The sequence below is a fragment of the Rhodanobacter spathiphylli B39 genome (genome assembly GCF_000264295.1).
GTDB classification, from domain to species: domain Bacteria; phylum Pseudomonadota; class Gammaproteobacteria; order Xanthomonadales; family Rhodanobacteraceae; genus Rhodanobacter; species Rhodanobacter spathiphylli.
Genome location: NZ_AJXT01000017.1, coordinates 26,212 through 41,399, shown reverse-complemented (window position 1 = coordinate 41,399; position 15,188 = coordinate 26,212). Strand labels below are relative to the sequence as shown.

The following is a 15,188-nucleotide window of genomic DNA, read 5'->3' as shown; positions in this document are numbered from 1 at the left end:
GATGCAATGAGCAACCAAATCCAATCCGTGCGGGGCCGTGTCATGCGCCATGCAAGCCGTTACATGCTGATGGGCCTGCTGATCGCTGGCGCCACCTGGACCAGCGCTGCGATGGCAGCCACCACCACGCTGAAGAACATCAGCTACGACGCACTGCCCGGTGGCAGCGTGGAGTTGCACATGGACTTCGGCAATGGCCCGGTGCCGGATCCGAAAATCTTCACGACCGGCAACCCGCCGCGCATCGCGGTGGACTTCGCCGACACCGACAACGCGGCGCCGCGCCACCTGGACATCGGCAAGGGCTCGACCTCGGGCGTGTCCGCTGTCTCCGCTGGCGGTCGCACCCGCGTCGTCGTGGAACTGATGCGTGAGTCGAGCTACCGCTCGCGGATCGACGGCAGCAGCCTGATCCTGACCGTGAACAACGGCAGCGCCGACCAGGCGGTGACCACGGCCGCCACGATCGACCCGACCAAGGCCCTGCCGTCCTCGTCGAACGGTCCGGCCATCTCCAACATCGACTTCCGTCGTGGCCCCAACGGCGAAGGTCGCGTGCTGATCAACTTCAGCGGCAGCGGCGCCAATGCCGAAATGACCCGCAGCGGCGACAAGGTGCTGGTCACCATCGATCATGCCAACCTGCCGGCCAACCTGGCCCAGCGTCTGGACACGCTCGACTTCGCCACGCCGGTGCAGTCGATCGTCACCCGTACCGGCAACGGTGGCGGCGCGCGCATGGAGATCGCGGTCAAGGGCAACGTGGAAACGTCCGCCTACCAGACCGCCGACCAGTACGTGGTCGAAGTGGCGCCGAAGAAGGCCGACGCCAAGCAGACGCAGCTGGGCAAGCTCGACCAGGAGCCGAACTACAACGGCAAGCGCGTCACCTTCAACTTCCAGGACATCCCGGTGCGTTCGGCGCTGCAGCTGATCGCTGACATCTCCGGCCTCAACCTGGTCGCTTCGGACAGTGTCGGCGGCAGCGTCACCCTGCGTCTGGTCAACGTGCCGTGGGATCAGGCACTGGACGTGATCCTGCGCGCCAAGAGCCTCGACAAGCGCCGCAACGGCAACGTGGTCTGGGTCGCTCCGCAGGCCGAGCTGGCCAAGTACGAACAGGATCTGGCCGATGCCAAGCTGAAGGCGCAGGACACCGCCGAGCTGGTGACCGACTACGTGCCGATCAGCTATGGCAAGGCGTCGGACATCGCCACCTTGCTCACCACCGGCAGCAAGCAGGGCCAGGGTGGTGGCGGCAGCACCAGCGGCAGCAACACCCAGCGCGGCTTCCTCTCGCCCCGCGGAAGCGTCTCCTTCGACGTGCGTACCAATACCCTGCTGCTCAACGACACGCCGGAGAAGATCCGCCAGTTGCGCGAGCTGATCGCGGTGCTGGACAAGCCGGTGCAGCAGGTGCTGATCGAATCGCGCATCGTGGTCGCCACCGACGACTTCACCCGTGAACTGGGCGCGAAGTTCGGCATCAGCGGCAAGCAGACCAATCCGAGCGGCCAGGTGCTGCAGTTGGGCAGCGGCGTGCCCAGCGCGATCGGCGACAACAGTGCTCCGGGCACGGTCGGCTCCGGCGGCCTCAACGTGAACCTGCCCACCACTCTGAAGGGCGGCAGTTTCGGCCTGGCCATCCTCGGCGCCAACTACGCGCTGGACCTGGAACTCTCCGCCGCCCAGACCGAAGGTCGTGGCGAGGTGATCTCCAGCCCCCGCGTGATCACCGCCAACCAGCAGGAAGCGGTCATCCGCCAGGGCCAGGAAATCGGCTACGTGACGTTCCAGAACAGCGCCGGCGGCGGAGCCGGCAGCGGTACCGCCACGGTCCAGTTCAAGGACGCCGTGCTCGAACTGAAGGTCACCCCGACGATCACCGCCGACAACCGCGTCTACCTGATGATCAACGTCAAGAAGGATGCGCTGGCCGGTTACGTCGACGCCCCGGGAAGCGGCAAGATCCCGACCATCGACACGCGTGAAGTGAACACCTCGGCCCTGGTCGACAACGGCCAGACCGTCGTCCTCGGTGGCATCTACGAGGTCAACAAGTCCAACACCATCACCAAGGTGCCCGGTCTGGGCGACATCCCCGGCATCGGTGCCCTGTTCCGCAGCACGTCGCGGGTCAACACCAAGGCCGAGCTGCTGATCTTCGTGACGCCGCGGATTCTCAGCGACACCTTGCAGTAAGTTCTGGCAGCACCAGGAAAAGAGGCGGCTTCGGCCGCCTCTTTTTTTATGCGTGACGGCTGGCATGTGCCCGGCGATGGAATTTCCGGCATGGTTGATGGTCTGTAGCACGCCGAGCGAACTTGCGGTCAGGTCGACCCATTGATCAGACCGCCTTCGCCTCAAACCACGGAACGCCTCATGGATACACCCGAAACCGGGCCTTCGAGCCACCTGCAAACCTCCTTTGCGCAGCTGCGCGACGATCTGCAGCAATGCATCATCGGTCAGCCGCACCTGGTCCAGTGCCTGCTGGTGGCGTTGCTGGCGGACGGCCACCTGCTGGTCGAGGGCGCACCCGGGCTGGCCAAGACCACCGCGGTCAAGGCGCTCGCGGCGCGGATCGAGGCGGACTTCCACCGCGTTCAGTTCACCCCCGACCTGTTGCCGGCCGACCTCACCGGCACCGACGTCTTCCGTCCGCAATCGGGAAGCTTCGAATTCGAGCGCGGACCGCTGTTCCACAACATCATCCTCGCCGACGAGATCAACCGGGCGCCGGCGAAGGTGCAATCGGCCCTGCTCGAGGCGATGGCCGAGCAGCAGATCACCGTCGGTCGTCGCACCTGGCAGCTGCCCGAGCTGTTCATGGTGATGGCGACGCAGAATCCCATCGAGCAGGAAGGCACGTTCACCTTGCCCGAGGCCCAGCTTGACCGCTTCCTGATGCACGTGACGATCGGCTACCCCGATGCCACCGCCGAGCTGGCGATCCTCAAGCTCGCCCGTGAACAGGCCAGTCGCCGGGCCCATCCGGTGGCCGCCGCTCCTGCGCTGTTGAGCCAGGCCGACGTGTTCGCCGCACGCGATGCGGCGATGGCGGTGCACATGGCGCCGGCGCTGGAGGAGTACCTGACCCAGCTGGTGCTGGCCACCCGCGATGCCGGGCACTACGGGCCGGAACTGAAGCGCTGGATCGCCTGGGGCGGCAGCCCCCGCGCCACCATCGCGCTGGATCGCTGTTCGCGGGCCCAGGCGTGGCTGTCGGGGCGCGACTACGTGCTGCCCGAGGATGTGCACGCGGTTGCCCACGAAGTGCTGCGCCATCGCGTGCTGCTCAGCTACGAGGCCGAGGCCGAAGGCGTGCGGCCCGACCAGGTGATCGGTCGCCTGCTGGATCTCGTGCCGCTGCCGTGAACGCCGTCGTCTCTCGAGCCGCCGACGGCGATGGACTCAGCCGGGTATCGCTGTCCGAACTGATCGCCTTGCGCGCCAGGGTCGGCAAGGTGCGGCTGGCTCCCTTGCTTAGCCGTGCCGCCCGCAGCGGCCAGCAGTCCAGCCGTCTATACGGCCGCGGCATGGACTATGCGGAATCGCGGGTCTACCAGGCCGGCGATGACGTGCGTCGGCTCGACTGGCGGCTGACCGCGCGCAGCGGCAAGCTGCATACCAAGCTGTTCCAGGAGGACCGCGAAGGCTGCCTGCTGATCCTGCTCGACACGCATGCCAGCATGCGTTTCGGCACCCGCGTGCGCTTCAAGTCGGTGCAGGCCGCGCGCGCGGCGGCGGCGGCGGCCTGGTGCGCGATGCGCGCCGGCGAACGCGTCGGCGTGATGGCGTTCGGGCACGCCGACCAGCTGGTACGCCCCCAGGCTGGCCCGCGCGGTGCGCTGGCGGTGTGCGGCGCCATGGCCGAGTGGGATGCGCACGCTGCACCGGATCGACTCGAACCGCTTTCCGATGCGCTGGCGCGTGCCGGTCGCGTCCTGCACGGCGCCAGCCGCGTGCTGCTGATCAGCGACGGTTTCAGTTGCGACGATGCGGCACGCAAGCGGCTGCTCGATCTGGGCCGCCATGCCCAGGTCAGCATGCTGGTGGTGGCCGACGTGCTGGAACTGGTGCCGCCGCCGCCGGGCCGTTACCCGCTGGAGCACGCCGGCGAACGCTGCGAGGTGATGCTGCAGTCCGAGCGCCAGCGTGGCGATTTCCAGCGCGTGCTGGGGGCCGGGCAGGCGCGGCTGGGTGAACTGGCCCGTTCACTGGGGCTGCGCTGCAGCAGCATCGACACCACGGCGGATGCCTTCGACGCGGTGAACGGCCTGCTCGGCACGCGGAGAGGCGCTCGATGATCGCGCCCGGCGGCCCGCAACTGCGCGACATCCATCTGCCCGTCGAGCCGGCGTGGTGGCCGCCTGCGCCGGGATGGTGGGCGCTCGCGGTCATCGCGCTGCTGCTCATCGGGGTGGCGATTGCGTACGCCCGCAAGTATCGGGATGTGCTGCGCCGGCGGCGCGAGGTGATGAGCGAGCTGGAGCGGATGGCCGCGCAATACGCGCGGGATGCCGACGCGGCGCGACTGGTCAGCGGGTTGCATCAGCTGCTGCGCCGGGTCGCGCGTCGTCACGATGCGCGTTCCACCCGGCAGCGCGAAGAGGACTGGCAACGCACGCTCGCGCGGGTGCCGCTGGATGCGGCGACGATGGCGCAACTGGCGGAGCTGGAGCAACACCTCTATCGACCGCTGACGGCGTTCGACCCCGTCGCGACAATTGGCGCTGTGCGCCGCTGGCTGCAGCAGGCGCTGCAGCCGCGCCGCTGGAAGCCGCTGTCCCCGGAGCAGTCCGATGGCTGAGTTCGCCTGGCCCTGGGTGATCGTGTTGTTGCCGCTGCCGTGGCTGCTGCGGCGCTGGCTGCGTCCCGTCGCGCCCGGCCAGGCATTGCATCTGCCGCAACCCGGCGTGCGCCTGGCCAGCGTGGCCGGCCAGCGAGCGAGTGGACTGACGCCGTGGCTTCTGGCGCTGGCCTGGCTGTGCCTGCTGGCGGCCGCGGCGCGACCGCAATGGGTGGGCCCGCCGCAGGCGCAGCAGCGCAGCGGACGAGCGCTGATGCTGGCGGTGGACCTGTCCGGCAGCATGCGCACCGGCGACATGCAGCTGGCCGGGCAGCAGGTCAATCGCTTCGCGGCGGTCGAGGCGATTGCCGGCGACTTCATCGCCCGCCGCAACGGCGACGAGATGGGGCTGATCCTGTTCGGCAGCCAGGCCTTCCTGGTGACGCCGCTAACCTACGATCTTTCCGCCGTGCGCGCGCAACTGCAGGGCGCGGCGGTGGGGCTCGCCGGCACCGAAACGGCCATCGGCGATGCCATCGCGGTGGCCGTCAAGCGCCTGTCGGCCTTGCCCGAGCAGGCTCGCGTGCTGGTACTGCTCACCGACGGCGTCAACAACGCGGGCAACATTGCGCCCCGCGACGCGGCCCGCGCCGCGAAGGCGGCCGGCGTTCGGATCTACACCATCGGCATCGGCGCCACGCAGCTGCGCATCCCCGGCTTCTTCGGCAGCCAGCTGGTCAATCCTTCGGCCGACCTCGACGCCGACATGCTCACCGACATCGCCACGCAGACCGGCGGCCGCTTCTTCCGCGCCACCGACAGCAGCGAACTGGCCTCGGCGTATCGGGCGATCGATGCGCTGGAGCCGATGCCGCAGCACGGTCCGGCGTTGCGCCCGCGCCACGAACTGTTCCGCTGGCCGTTGCTGGCGGCCATCGTGCTGCTGTTGCTGGTGGTGCTGCCGCAGCGCCTTGCACGCGTGCCGGAGCGGCCGGCATGAACGAGTTGCTGCAGCAGTTCCATTTCCTCCGGCCGGGCTGGCTGCTCGGGCTGCTGGCGCTGCCGCTGATCGGCTGGTTCGGCACGCGCCGCGATGGCGGACAGGTTGCGTTGTCGCACCTGGTCGATGCAGCCCTGCTGCCGCATCTTTTGCGCGGGCGTGCCCGCCACGCGCATCTGCCGGTGTGGCTGTTCGCGCTGGCCTGGATGCTGGCTGCGCTGGCGCTGGCCGGGCCGACCTGGAGCCGCATCGAACAACCGCTGTATGCCAGCCGCCCGGCGCAGGTGGTGGCGATCTCGCTGTCGCAGCAGATGCTGGCCCGCGACGTCGCGCCCAGCCGGCTGGATCGCGCGCGCTACAAGGCGCGCGACCTGCTGCACGCGAACCGGGACGGCCTCAACGCGCTGGTGGGTTACGCGGGCGAAGCCTTCGTGGTGGCGCCGCTGACCGCCGACGCACACAGCCTGGATGACCTGCTCGACGCGATGGCGCCCGACACCATGCCGGTGGATGGCGACGACGCCGCCGCCGCGATCGAACGGAGCGTGACGCTGATCCACGATGGCAAGGCCGGCGGTGGTTCGCTGGTGCTGATCACCGACCAGGCCGATGCCGCGGCGCAGGCGGCGGCGCGCAAGGCAAACGCCGCGGGTGTGCACGTGTCGGTGCTCGGCGTGGGCACGCCCGCCGGCGGTCCGGTGCCCTCGCCGGATGGCGGCTTCCTGCGCGACGCGGGCGGCAACATGGTGCTGTCGCGCCGCGATGACGCCGCGCTCGGCGCACTGGCCGCCGCCGGTGGCGGACGCTACGTGGTGATGAGCGCCGACCAGGCGGACATCGAAGCCTTGCACGGCGAGCTGCGCCACACCCGCGCGACCCTGGCCGAAGGCCAGGTCGGCGACGAGTGGCAGGATCGCGGACCGTGGTTGCTGCTGCCGTTGCTGCTGATCGCCGCGATGGCATTCCGTCGCGGCTGGTTGCTGGCCGTGCCGCTGCTGGTGCTGCCGCTGTTGCCCGGCACCGCCTCGGCCACCAGCTGGAAGGACCTGTGGCAGCGCCCCGACCAGCAGGCGGCGCAGGCCCTGCGCCAGGGCGACGCGAAGCGCGCCCTGCAGCTGGCCCGCGATCCGGCCTGGCGCGGCGCCGCCGCTTATCGTGCCGGCGACTACCAGGCGGCGGCGCAATCCCTGCACGAGGTTCCCGGCAGCGACGGTGCTTACAACCTGGGCAATGCGCTGGCGAAGCAGGGCCAATACAGGCAGGCGATTGCCGCCTATGACGAAGCCCTGAAGCGCAATCCGGCCAACGCCGATGCCAAGGCGAACCGGCAGGCGGTCGAGGACTGGCTGCGCCAGCAACAGCCGCAGTCTCCGCAGGACCAGAAGGAGCACGAAGGCCACGACGGCAAGAAGAACCAGTCGTCGGCGGGCGAGCAGGGCAAGGCTGGGCAGCAAGGTTCGCAGGGCCAGCAGAAACAAGGCGAGGGCCAGGATCAGCCGTCCGGACAAGCCGGCAAGGGCGACCAGCCGCAGGACGAGAACGGCAAGCGCGATTCGTCGCAGGACCCGTCCGGCAAGGAAGGCGAGAATCAGGCCAAACCGCAGACCGCGCAGGAACAGGCCGAGCAGAAGGCGCAGGCCGAACGTGCGCAGCAGGCGTTGAAACAGCAGGTGGACGAGGCGCTGGCGCGGCAGGCCGGGGACAAGAGCAGGGACGGCCACCAGCTCGGCGCGCTGGCCAAGGATGACCCGCAGGCGAAGCTGCCGGCGGATCTGCGCCACGCGCTGCAGCGCGTGCCGGACGATCCCGGCGCGCTGTTGCGGCGCAAGTTCCAGCTCGAGTACCAGCAGCGCCACGGTGGCGCCACGAACGAGGATGGAGAGCCGTGACCGTACGAAAGTTCATCGGCGGATGCCTGCTGGCGCTGGTCTTGCTGCCGGCGCTGGCACTGGCGGGCGACGTCTCCGCCACGCTGGATCGGAACACGGTCCAGCTCGGCGAAACAGTGACCCTCAACGTGCGCGTCAGCGGCCAGGGCATGGGTGTCCCGGCGCCCGACCTGGGTGCGTTGAACCGGGATTTCCAGATCCTCGGCAGCTCGCAGAACAGCAGCTACAACGTGGTCAACGGCAAGGCCAGCGCCGAGCTGACCTTCGGCATCGCGCTGCGCCCGCGGCACACCGGCGTGCTGCAGATTCCCGCGTTGAGCGTGGCCGGCAGCCAGACCACGCCGCTGCAACTCACGGTGACCGCGCCCGACCCGAATGCGGCCAGCGCCTCGTCGAAAGACGTGTTCATGGAATCGCAGATCAACCCGGCGCAAGGCTATGTCGGCCAGCAGTTCACCTACGTGACGCGGCTGTACTACGCCGCCCGCATCGGCGGCGACGCGCCGCAGCCGCCGCAGGTCGCCGGTGTGGAAATCGTGCCGCTGGGCAAGGGCCTCAACTACGACACCGAGCGCGGCGGCCGCAGCTATCACGTGCTCGAACAGCGCTACGCGGTGACGCCGCAACATGCGGGCAAGGTGGAAATTCCGCCGGTCGATTTCGAAGGCCAGGCGGCCGATCCGAGCGACCCGGACAGTTTCTTCGGCGCCACCGTGCCGGTCAGCGCCAGCGCCCCGGCGCAGACCCTCGACGTGAAGGCGGCGCCAGCGGACTTCGGCGGCAGCACATGGCTGCCCGCGCGCGAACTGAGCCTGAGCCTGGATGGCTGGCCCACGGCGCAGGATGCCGCGCCGCGGGTCGGCCAGCCGTTCAACCTCACGATGAATCTGCAGGCCACCGGACTGTCGCAGGAAGCGCTGCCGGCGCTGAGCCTGCCGCCGCTGGATGGCGCCACCGTCTACCCGGACAAGCCGGTGAGCGGCAACCGCCAGGACGGCGAATGGGTCACCGGCCGGCGCCAGCAGTCGTTCGCGATCGTGCCCGAACGCGCCGGCCCGCTGACCATTCCCGCCACCACGCTGAAGTGGTGGAACGTGGTCAGCGACAAGATGGAAGTGGCGCGGATACCCGCCCATACGATCGAGGTGCTGCCCGCCGTGGGTGCGCCAGCCACGCCGCCGGCAGCATCGGCTTCCACCGCGGCGGTGACGGGCGACCACACTGTGGCCACTGGCTCGACGAACGGGGCGGCAAGCACGCCGTGGCGCTGGATCGCGCTGGCCAGCCTCGGCCTGTGGCTGCTCAGCCTGGCGGCATGGTGGTGGTGGCGTCGCCGTTCCGCTGAGCCGGCGACACCAGCCGCGCCCGCGCGGTCGTCCGCACGAAATGCCCAGCTGGCGTTCCTGGCCGCCGCGCGCGGCAGCGATGCGGCGGCGCAGGCGCGCAGCCTGTTGGCGTGGGCGCGGGCGGAACGTCCCGCGATCCAGCATCTGGGCGAGCTGTCGGCGGCTCTGGATGATCCGCGCCAGCATGCGGCGATCGCCGCGCTGCAGCGGCGACACTACGCCGGCACCGCCATGCCGGAGGCTGACGCGAATCTGCCCGAGGCATTCAGGCGCGGCTTCGCGTGGCGTGCGGCAAGCGCGGCGGGCAGGGACTCCGGCCTGGCGCCGTTGTATCCGTTCAAGCTGGACTGACCGTTGCGTCGCCGCGTGGCGATGGCGACAGCATCCCTAACTGGCCAGTGCCTGTGCGAACACCGCGCGCATCGCCTCGCTGAAGCAGCACAGCGTGACCTCGATGACCTCGTCGTCGGCCAGCTCCTCGCGCAGCGCGCGCACCGCCACCGCGGCGGCAAGTTCGGGCGGGTAGCCGTAGACGCCGCAGCTGATCGCGGGAAAGGCGATCGTCCGCAGGGATTGCCCGCGCAGCAGGCGCAGCGCATTGCGATGGCACTGGCCCAGCAAGCGCGCTTCGTCATGGTGGCCGCCATGCCAGACCGGCCCCACCGTGTGGATCACGTGCCGCGCGGGCAGGGCGAAGCCCGGGGTGATGCGTGCCTCGCCGGTGGGGCAGCGCACGCCGGGAGCGGACTCGGGGAGCGCGCGACAGGCGGCCAGCAGGCCGGGGCCGGCGGCGCGATGGATCGCACCGTCGACACCGCCGCCACCGAGCAGGCCGGGGTTGGCCGCGTTGACGATGGCGTCGACGTCGAGGCGGGTGATGTCGTCGTGGAGGGTGCTGATCGGCATGGCTTCGCGCAATGGACGGCTTGCCCTATGCTTCAGGCAGGCATTCTGGCGCGCTGGGGTAGCAACGCATCATGGCGAAAACGGAAGACATTTCCTTTGGTTACCTGCTCAGCGACGTGACCCTGCTGTTCCGCAAGCACTTCGATCGTCGCGCGGTGAAATTCGGGCTGACCCGCGCCCAGTGGCGTGCCACCAAGATGTTGTACCACCGCGAGGGCCTGCGGCAAAACGAGCTGGCCGAGTTTCTGGAAATGGAACCGATCGCGGTGGGCCGCGTCATCGATCGCCTGCAGGCCGCCGGCTTCGTCGAGCGCCGGCCCGACCCCAAGGACCGCCGCGCCTGGCGCCTGTACGTCACCGACCAGGCCAAGGTGATCGTGGGCGACATGGAGGTGATCGCGCGGGAGCTGCGCCGGGACGCCACCCGCGGCATCGACCACGACGCCCTGAAGAACGCGCTGGCGGTGATCAACCAGATCAAGGAAAACCTGCAGGCGCTGGAGCAGGGCGCCGGCGCCGACGATTGATCATCCCGCGGCTGACCAGTGCCATCAGTCGCGGTCATGACTTGCGCCATGCGGGGCATAGTGGGCGATGTCCCGCCGCCGCGGGTCAACCGGAGGCGCGCTGCCGCGTTGAAACGTGGCTGCGCCAGCACGGCCAGAGACCCGCTTCGCCATCGGGCGATCCGTCGTCGTCGCATCAGGCAAGAAGACCGAGAATCCACCCCGCATGTCCTGGAAAAAAATCGTCCTCGCGCTGGCCGCCCTGCTGGCGGTCGCTGTCGCCGTCCACTTCGGGCGCGGCGGCGGAGGCGGGACCGGCCCGGTTCGGGCGCCCGCGGCGGTGCCGGTGGAAGTGGCGACGGCCACCCAGGGCGACATCGAGTTGTCGTTGAAACTGGTCGGTCGCGTCGAGCCATGGTCGACGGTGACCTTGCGCGCACGGGTGTCGGGCCAGCTGCAGTCGCTGTCGTTCACGCCCGGCGCGCTGGTGCGCAAGGGCAGCGTGCTGGCGCAGATCGACCCTGCCCTGCTGAAGGCGCAGCTGGACCAGGCGCGTGGCAACGTGTCGCGCGACCAGGCGCTGTTGCAGAAGGCCGAGGCCGACCAGCGGCGCTATGCCGACATGCTCGGCAAAGGCTTCGTCTCCAGGGCCGACTACGACCTGTACCAGGCCAACCTCGCCGTGGCCAGGGCCAACCTGCAAAGCGATCGCGCCGCGCAGGAACTGGCGCAGACCCAGCTGGACTATGCGCGGATCGTGGCGCCGTTCGACGGCATCGCCGGCGCGCCGCTGGTCTATCCCGGCGCGCAGATCAGCGCCGACGGCACCGACATCGTGCGGCTCAACCAGGTCGAGCCGGTGCGTGTCGCGTTCAACATTCCCCAGGACAGCCTGCCGGCCGTGCGCGCCGCGCGGCAGAGTGGTGCGCTCGACGTGCAGGTGGCGATCTCCGGCGATCGCGCCGCGCCGCTGACCGGCGCACTGGACTTCATCGACAACGCGGTCGATACCAGCACCGGCACCATCGTGCTGAAGGCGCGCTTCGACAACGCCGAGCACCGGCTCACGCCGGGCCAGTTCGTGCAGGTGATGCTGCCGACCACGCGGCTGACCAACGTGGTCAGCGTGCCGGTGCATGCGCTGCAGAGTTCGACCAACGGCAGCTTCGTGTTCGTGCTCGGCGCCGACGGCAAGGTGCAGCAGCGCACCGTCACCACCGGGCCGACCAGCGCGGGGCGCACGGTGATCGACAAGGGCCTGAAGGCCGGCGAGAAGGTGGTGACCGAAGGCCAGATGCTGCTGGTCGACGGCAGCGCCGCCACCGTCAAGCAGGGCTGAGAGCCTGCTTATGGTCTTCAAGCATCCCGCGTTGTCATCGAGTGGCCGCCAGGTGGTAGTGCGTGGCGCAGCGCCTGACTGGCCGTCAGGTCAAGCTGCGCGCTGCCGCATGGCGGCCACTCGATGGCAACCCGAAGGGCTGGGTCTGTTTGCCCACATGCCGGCGTCATCGCTCAGTCGTGGACTGACGTCCACTCCCTCATTCTTCCTTGGCCTGCGCGCAAACAGTTCCCGGCGCGGGGTGCTTGGAGACCATAAGCAGGCTCTACCATGAATATCCCGGAGCTCTGCATCCGCCGCCCGGTGATGACCACGCTGCTGATGACGGCGCTGCTGGTGTTCGGCCTGGTCGCCTATCCGCAACTGCCGGTGAACGAGCTGCCGAACGTCGACTTCCCCACCATCAGCATCAGCGCCAGCCTGCCCGGGGCGTCGCCGGAGACGATGGCCTCGGCGGTGGCCACGCCGCTGGAAGGCAAGCTGTCGACGATCGCCGGGATCAGCTCGATGAGCTCGACCAGCGCGCTGGGTTCCACCTCGATCACGCTGACCTTCGAGCTCGACCGCAACATCGACGCGGCGGCCCAGGACGTGCAGTCGGCCATTTCCTCGGCACTGCGCCAGTTGCCGAAGGAGATGACCACGCCGCCCACGTTCCGCAAGGTCAACCCGGCCGATGCGGCGATCCTGTACCTGGCGATGAGCTCGTCGACGATGCCGTTGACCCAGGTCGACGAATACGCCGAGACGGAACTGGCGCAGCAGTTGTCGATGGTCGACGGCGTGGCCCAGGTCAGCGTGTACGGTTCGCAGAAGTACGCGGTGCGGATCAGCGTGGACCCGGACCGGCTCGCCGCCGCCGGCATCGGCATCGACCAGGTGCAGAACGCGATCGCCGACGCCAACGTCAACCAGTCCACCGGCTCGCTGTATGGCTCGCGCCAGCAGCTGCCGATCCGCAGCGACGGCCAGCTGCAGCGCGCCGCCGCGTACAACGACGTGGTGGTCGCGTATCGCAACGGCGCGCCGGTGCACGTGGGCGACATCGGCGTGGCGCGCGACAGCGTGCAGGACGACCAGAAGTCCAGCTCGTACAACGGCACCCGCGCGATCGTGCTGGCGATCCAGCGCCAGCCCGGCGCGAACACGGTGGCCACGGTGGACCGGATCAAGGCCGTGCTGCCGAGCTTCCGTGCCAGCCTGCCGCCGTCGGTGAAACTGGAGACGCTGTACGACCGCTCGCAGTCGATCCGCGCCTCGGTCGACGACGTGCAGTTCACCCTGCTGCTGGCCGGCGCGCTGGTGGTCTTCGTGATCTACCTGTTCCTGGGCAGCCTGTCGGCCACGCTGATCCCCGCGGTGGCCTTGCCGATCTCGGTACTGGGCACGTTCGGCGTGATGCACGCACTGGGCTACAGCCTGGACAATCTCTCGCTGCTGGCGTTGACCCTGGCGGTCGGCTTCGTGGTCGACGACGCGATCGTGATGCTGGAGAACATCGTGCGCCACATGGAGGCCGGCATGCCGCCGTACGAAGCGGCGTTGCAGGGCGCCGGCGAGATCGGCTTCACCATCTTCTCGATGACGCTTTCGCTGATCGCCGTGTTCATCCCGGTGATGTTCATGGGCGGCATCGTGGGTCGGCTGTTCCACGAATTCGCGATCGTGATCAGCGTGGCGATCCTGATTTCCGGCGTCGTGGCGATCACGCTGACGCCGATGCTGTGCAGTCGTTTCGTCAAGGCGCATGACCATGGCGATGTCGACAGGAGCAGGAAGAGCTGGCTGGTCGGCGGCTTCGACCGCGGCTTCAACGCGGTGCAGCGCGGCTACGGCGACAGCCTGCGCTGGTGCATGGACCGGCCGCGGCTGGTGCTGGCCGCGTTCGGCCTCAGCCTGCTGGCCACCGCGCTGCTGTTCTACGTGACGCCGAAGGACTTCATTCCGGCCGGCGACAACGGCACCCTGCACGTTAACACCGAGGGTCCGGAAGACGTGTCCTTCGACGGCATGCTGGCGCGACAGCAGAAGCTGGTCGACATTGTGGCGGCGGACCCGAACATCGCCGGCTACATGTCCAGTATCGGCGCCGGCGGCTCGCGCAGCACGGTCAACAACGGCTCGATCCTGCTGCTGCTGAAACCGGCGAATCAGCGCAAGCTGGACGTGGACGGGATCACCGCCGAGTTGCGCCGGAAGCTGGCAGCGGTCACCGGCATCCGCGCCTATATCCAGAACACGCCGGCGATCCGCATCGGCGGGCGCCAGTCCAAGGCGCAGTACCAGTACACCTTGCAGTCGATCGACATGCCGGCGCTGTACGACTGGAGTGGCCGGGTCACCCGTGCGTTCGCCGCCTTGCCGGGCTTCGAGGACGTCACCAACGACCTGGACCTCAACAGCCCCTCGATCGTGGTCAAGGTCGACCGCGCCAAGCTGGCGCCGCTCGGTCTCACCATGGCCCAGGTGCAGACCGCGCTGGGCATCGGCTTCGGCGAAAACCAGATCTCCACCATCTATGGTTCGGCCACCCAGTACTGGGTGATCCTGCAGGTCGAGCGCAAGCTGCAGGACGATCCCTCGGTGCTGTCGCAGCTCTATGTCACCTCGGCCAGCGGCGCGCTGGTGCCGCTCAGCGCAGTGGCCAGCTTCAGCCGCGAACCGCAGGCGCTGACCGTCAATCACCAGGGCCAGCTGCCGGCGGTCACGGTATCGTTCAACCTGGCCCAGGGCGTCAGCCTCAGCGACGCGGTGGCCCGCATTGATGGCGCCGTCCAGACGATGGGCATGCCGGCCACCATCAGCGGCAGCGTGCAGGGCACTGCGCAGGCGTTCCAGCAATCCCTGCAGGGCATGGGCATGCTGTTGCTGCTGGCGGTGTTCGTGATCTACCTGGTGCTGGGCATCCTGTACGAAAGCTTCATCCACCCGCTGACCATCCTGTCCGGCCTGCCGGCGGCGGCGGTCGGTGCGCTGCTGACCCTGGTGATCTTCCACGCCTCGCTCGACCTGTTCGCCTTCGTCGGCATCGTGATGCTGATCGGCATCGTCAAGAAGAACGCGATCATGCTGATCGACTTCGCGCTGGAGCGGCAGCGCGAGGAGGGCATGCTGCCGGCGCAGGCGATCTTCGAGGCCTGCCGCGTGCGTTTCCGCCCGATCATGATGACCAGCATGGCGGCGATGGCCGGCACCCTGCCGATCGCGCTGAGCATCGGCGCCGGCGCCGAAGTGCGTCGTTCGCTGGGCCTGGCGGTGGTCGGCGGGCTGATCTTCTCGCAGGTGCTGACGCTGTACCTGACGCCGGTGATCTACATCGCCATGGATCACCTGCAGCAGCGCTTCGGGCGCAAGCCGCACGTCGATGCGGCCGCCTTGCCGAACGGATCGCGCTGACGCGACGAATATGG

General features: G+C 68.9%; 11 protein-coding genes. 10 read left to right on the top strand and 1 reads right to left on the bottom strand.

The features are described 5' to 3' along the window. Positions 1 to 42: 42 nt before the first annotated feature. The 7 genes from UU7_RS08150 to UU7_RS08120 all read left to right on the top strand — a co-directional run bounded on the left by UU7_RS08150 (position 43) and on the right by UU7_RS08120 (position 9,378). Complete coding sequence (locus UU7_RS08150) at positions 43 to 2,202, top strand: type IV pilus secretin PilQ (protein WP_040673101.1); 2,160 nt, start codon at positions 43 to 45, stop codon at positions 2,200 to 2,202. A gap of 180 nt (positions 2,203 to 2,382) precedes the next feature. Next, positions 2,383 to 3,378: an AAA family ATPase gene (locus UU7_RS08145; protein WP_007807207.1), complete on the top strand. Its 996-nt coding sequence runs from the start codon at positions 2,383 to 2,385 to the stop codon at positions 3,376 to 3,378. Then, positions 3,375 to 4,310: a DUF58 domain-containing protein gene (locus UU7_RS08140; RefSeq protein WP_007807206.1), complete on the top strand. Its 936-nt coding sequence runs from the start codon at positions 3,375 to 3,377 to the stop codon at positions 4,308 to 4,310. Before UU7_RS08145 ends, UU7_RS08140 begins: the two co-directional genes overlap by 4 nt. Beyond that, positions 4,307 to 4,813, top strand: coding sequence for a DUF4381 domain-containing protein (locus tag UU7_RS17380; RefSeq protein WP_007807204.1), 507 nt, complete (start codon positions 4,307 to 4,309; stop codon positions 4,811 to 4,813). Before UU7_RS08140 ends, UU7_RS17380 begins: the two co-directional genes overlap by 4 nt. Next, positions 4,806 to 5,792: a VWA domain-containing protein gene (locus UU7_RS08130; protein WP_007807202.1), complete on the top strand. Its 987-nt coding sequence runs from the start codon at positions 4,806 to 4,808 to the stop codon at positions 5,790 to 5,792. The genes UU7_RS17380 and UU7_RS08130 overlap by 8 nt, the downstream gene beginning before the upstream one ends. Beyond that, on the top strand, positions 5,789 to 7,681 hold the full coding sequence (locus tag UU7_RS08125) for a tetratricopeptide repeat protein (protein ID WP_007807199.1): 1,893 nt from the start codon (positions 5,789 to 5,791) through the stop codon (positions 7,679 to 7,681). The genes UU7_RS08130 and UU7_RS08125 overlap by 4 nt, the downstream gene beginning before the upstream one ends. Next, positions 7,678 to 9,378 carry a BatD family protein gene (locus UU7_RS08120; protein WP_007807195.1) on the top strand — a complete coding sequence of 567 codons (1,701 nt, stop codon included), beginning with the start codon at positions 7,678 to 7,680 and terminating at the stop codon, positions 9,376 to 9,378. The genes UU7_RS08125 and UU7_RS08120 overlap by 4 nt, the downstream gene beginning before the upstream one ends. 36 nt (positions 9,379 to 9,414) lie before the next feature. Here the strand turns inward: UU7_RS08120 and UU7_RS08115 are convergent, their stop codons facing one another. Beyond that, positions 9,415 to 9,933, bottom strand: a complete 519-nt coding sequence (locus UU7_RS08115; RefSeq protein WP_040673100.1) for an O-acetyl-ADP-ribose deacetylase — start codon at positions 9,931 to 9,933, stop codon at positions 9,415 to 9,417. A 71-nt stretch (positions 9,934 to 10,004) separates the two neighbouring features. On the opposite strand from UU7_RS08115, the gene UU7_RS08110 reads away from it, so the two are divergent. The 3 genes from UU7_RS08110 (at position 10,005) to UU7_RS08100 (ending at position 15,174) form a co-directional block, all read left to right on the top strand. Next, positions 10,005 to 10,460, top strand: a complete 456-nt coding sequence (locus tag UU7_RS08110; RefSeq protein ID WP_007807192.1) for a MarR family winged helix-turn-helix transcriptional regulator — start codon at positions 10,005 to 10,007, stop codon at positions 10,458 to 10,460. A 205-nt stretch (positions 10,461 to 10,665) separates the two neighbouring features. Continuing rightward, positions 10,666 to 11,778: an efflux RND transporter periplasmic adaptor subunit gene (locus UU7_RS08105; RefSeq protein WP_007807190.1), complete on the top strand. Its 1,113-nt coding sequence runs from the start codon at positions 10,666 to 10,668 to the stop codon at positions 11,776 to 11,778. A 270-nt stretch (positions 11,779 to 12,048) separates the two neighbouring features. Further along, positions 12,049 to 15,174: an efflux RND transporter permease subunit gene (locus UU7_RS08100; RefSeq protein ID WP_007807189.1), complete on the top strand. Its 3,126-nt coding sequence runs from the start codon at positions 12,049 to 12,051 to the stop codon at positions 15,172 to 15,174. The last annotated feature ends 14 nt before the right edge of the window (positions 15,175 to 15,188 follow it).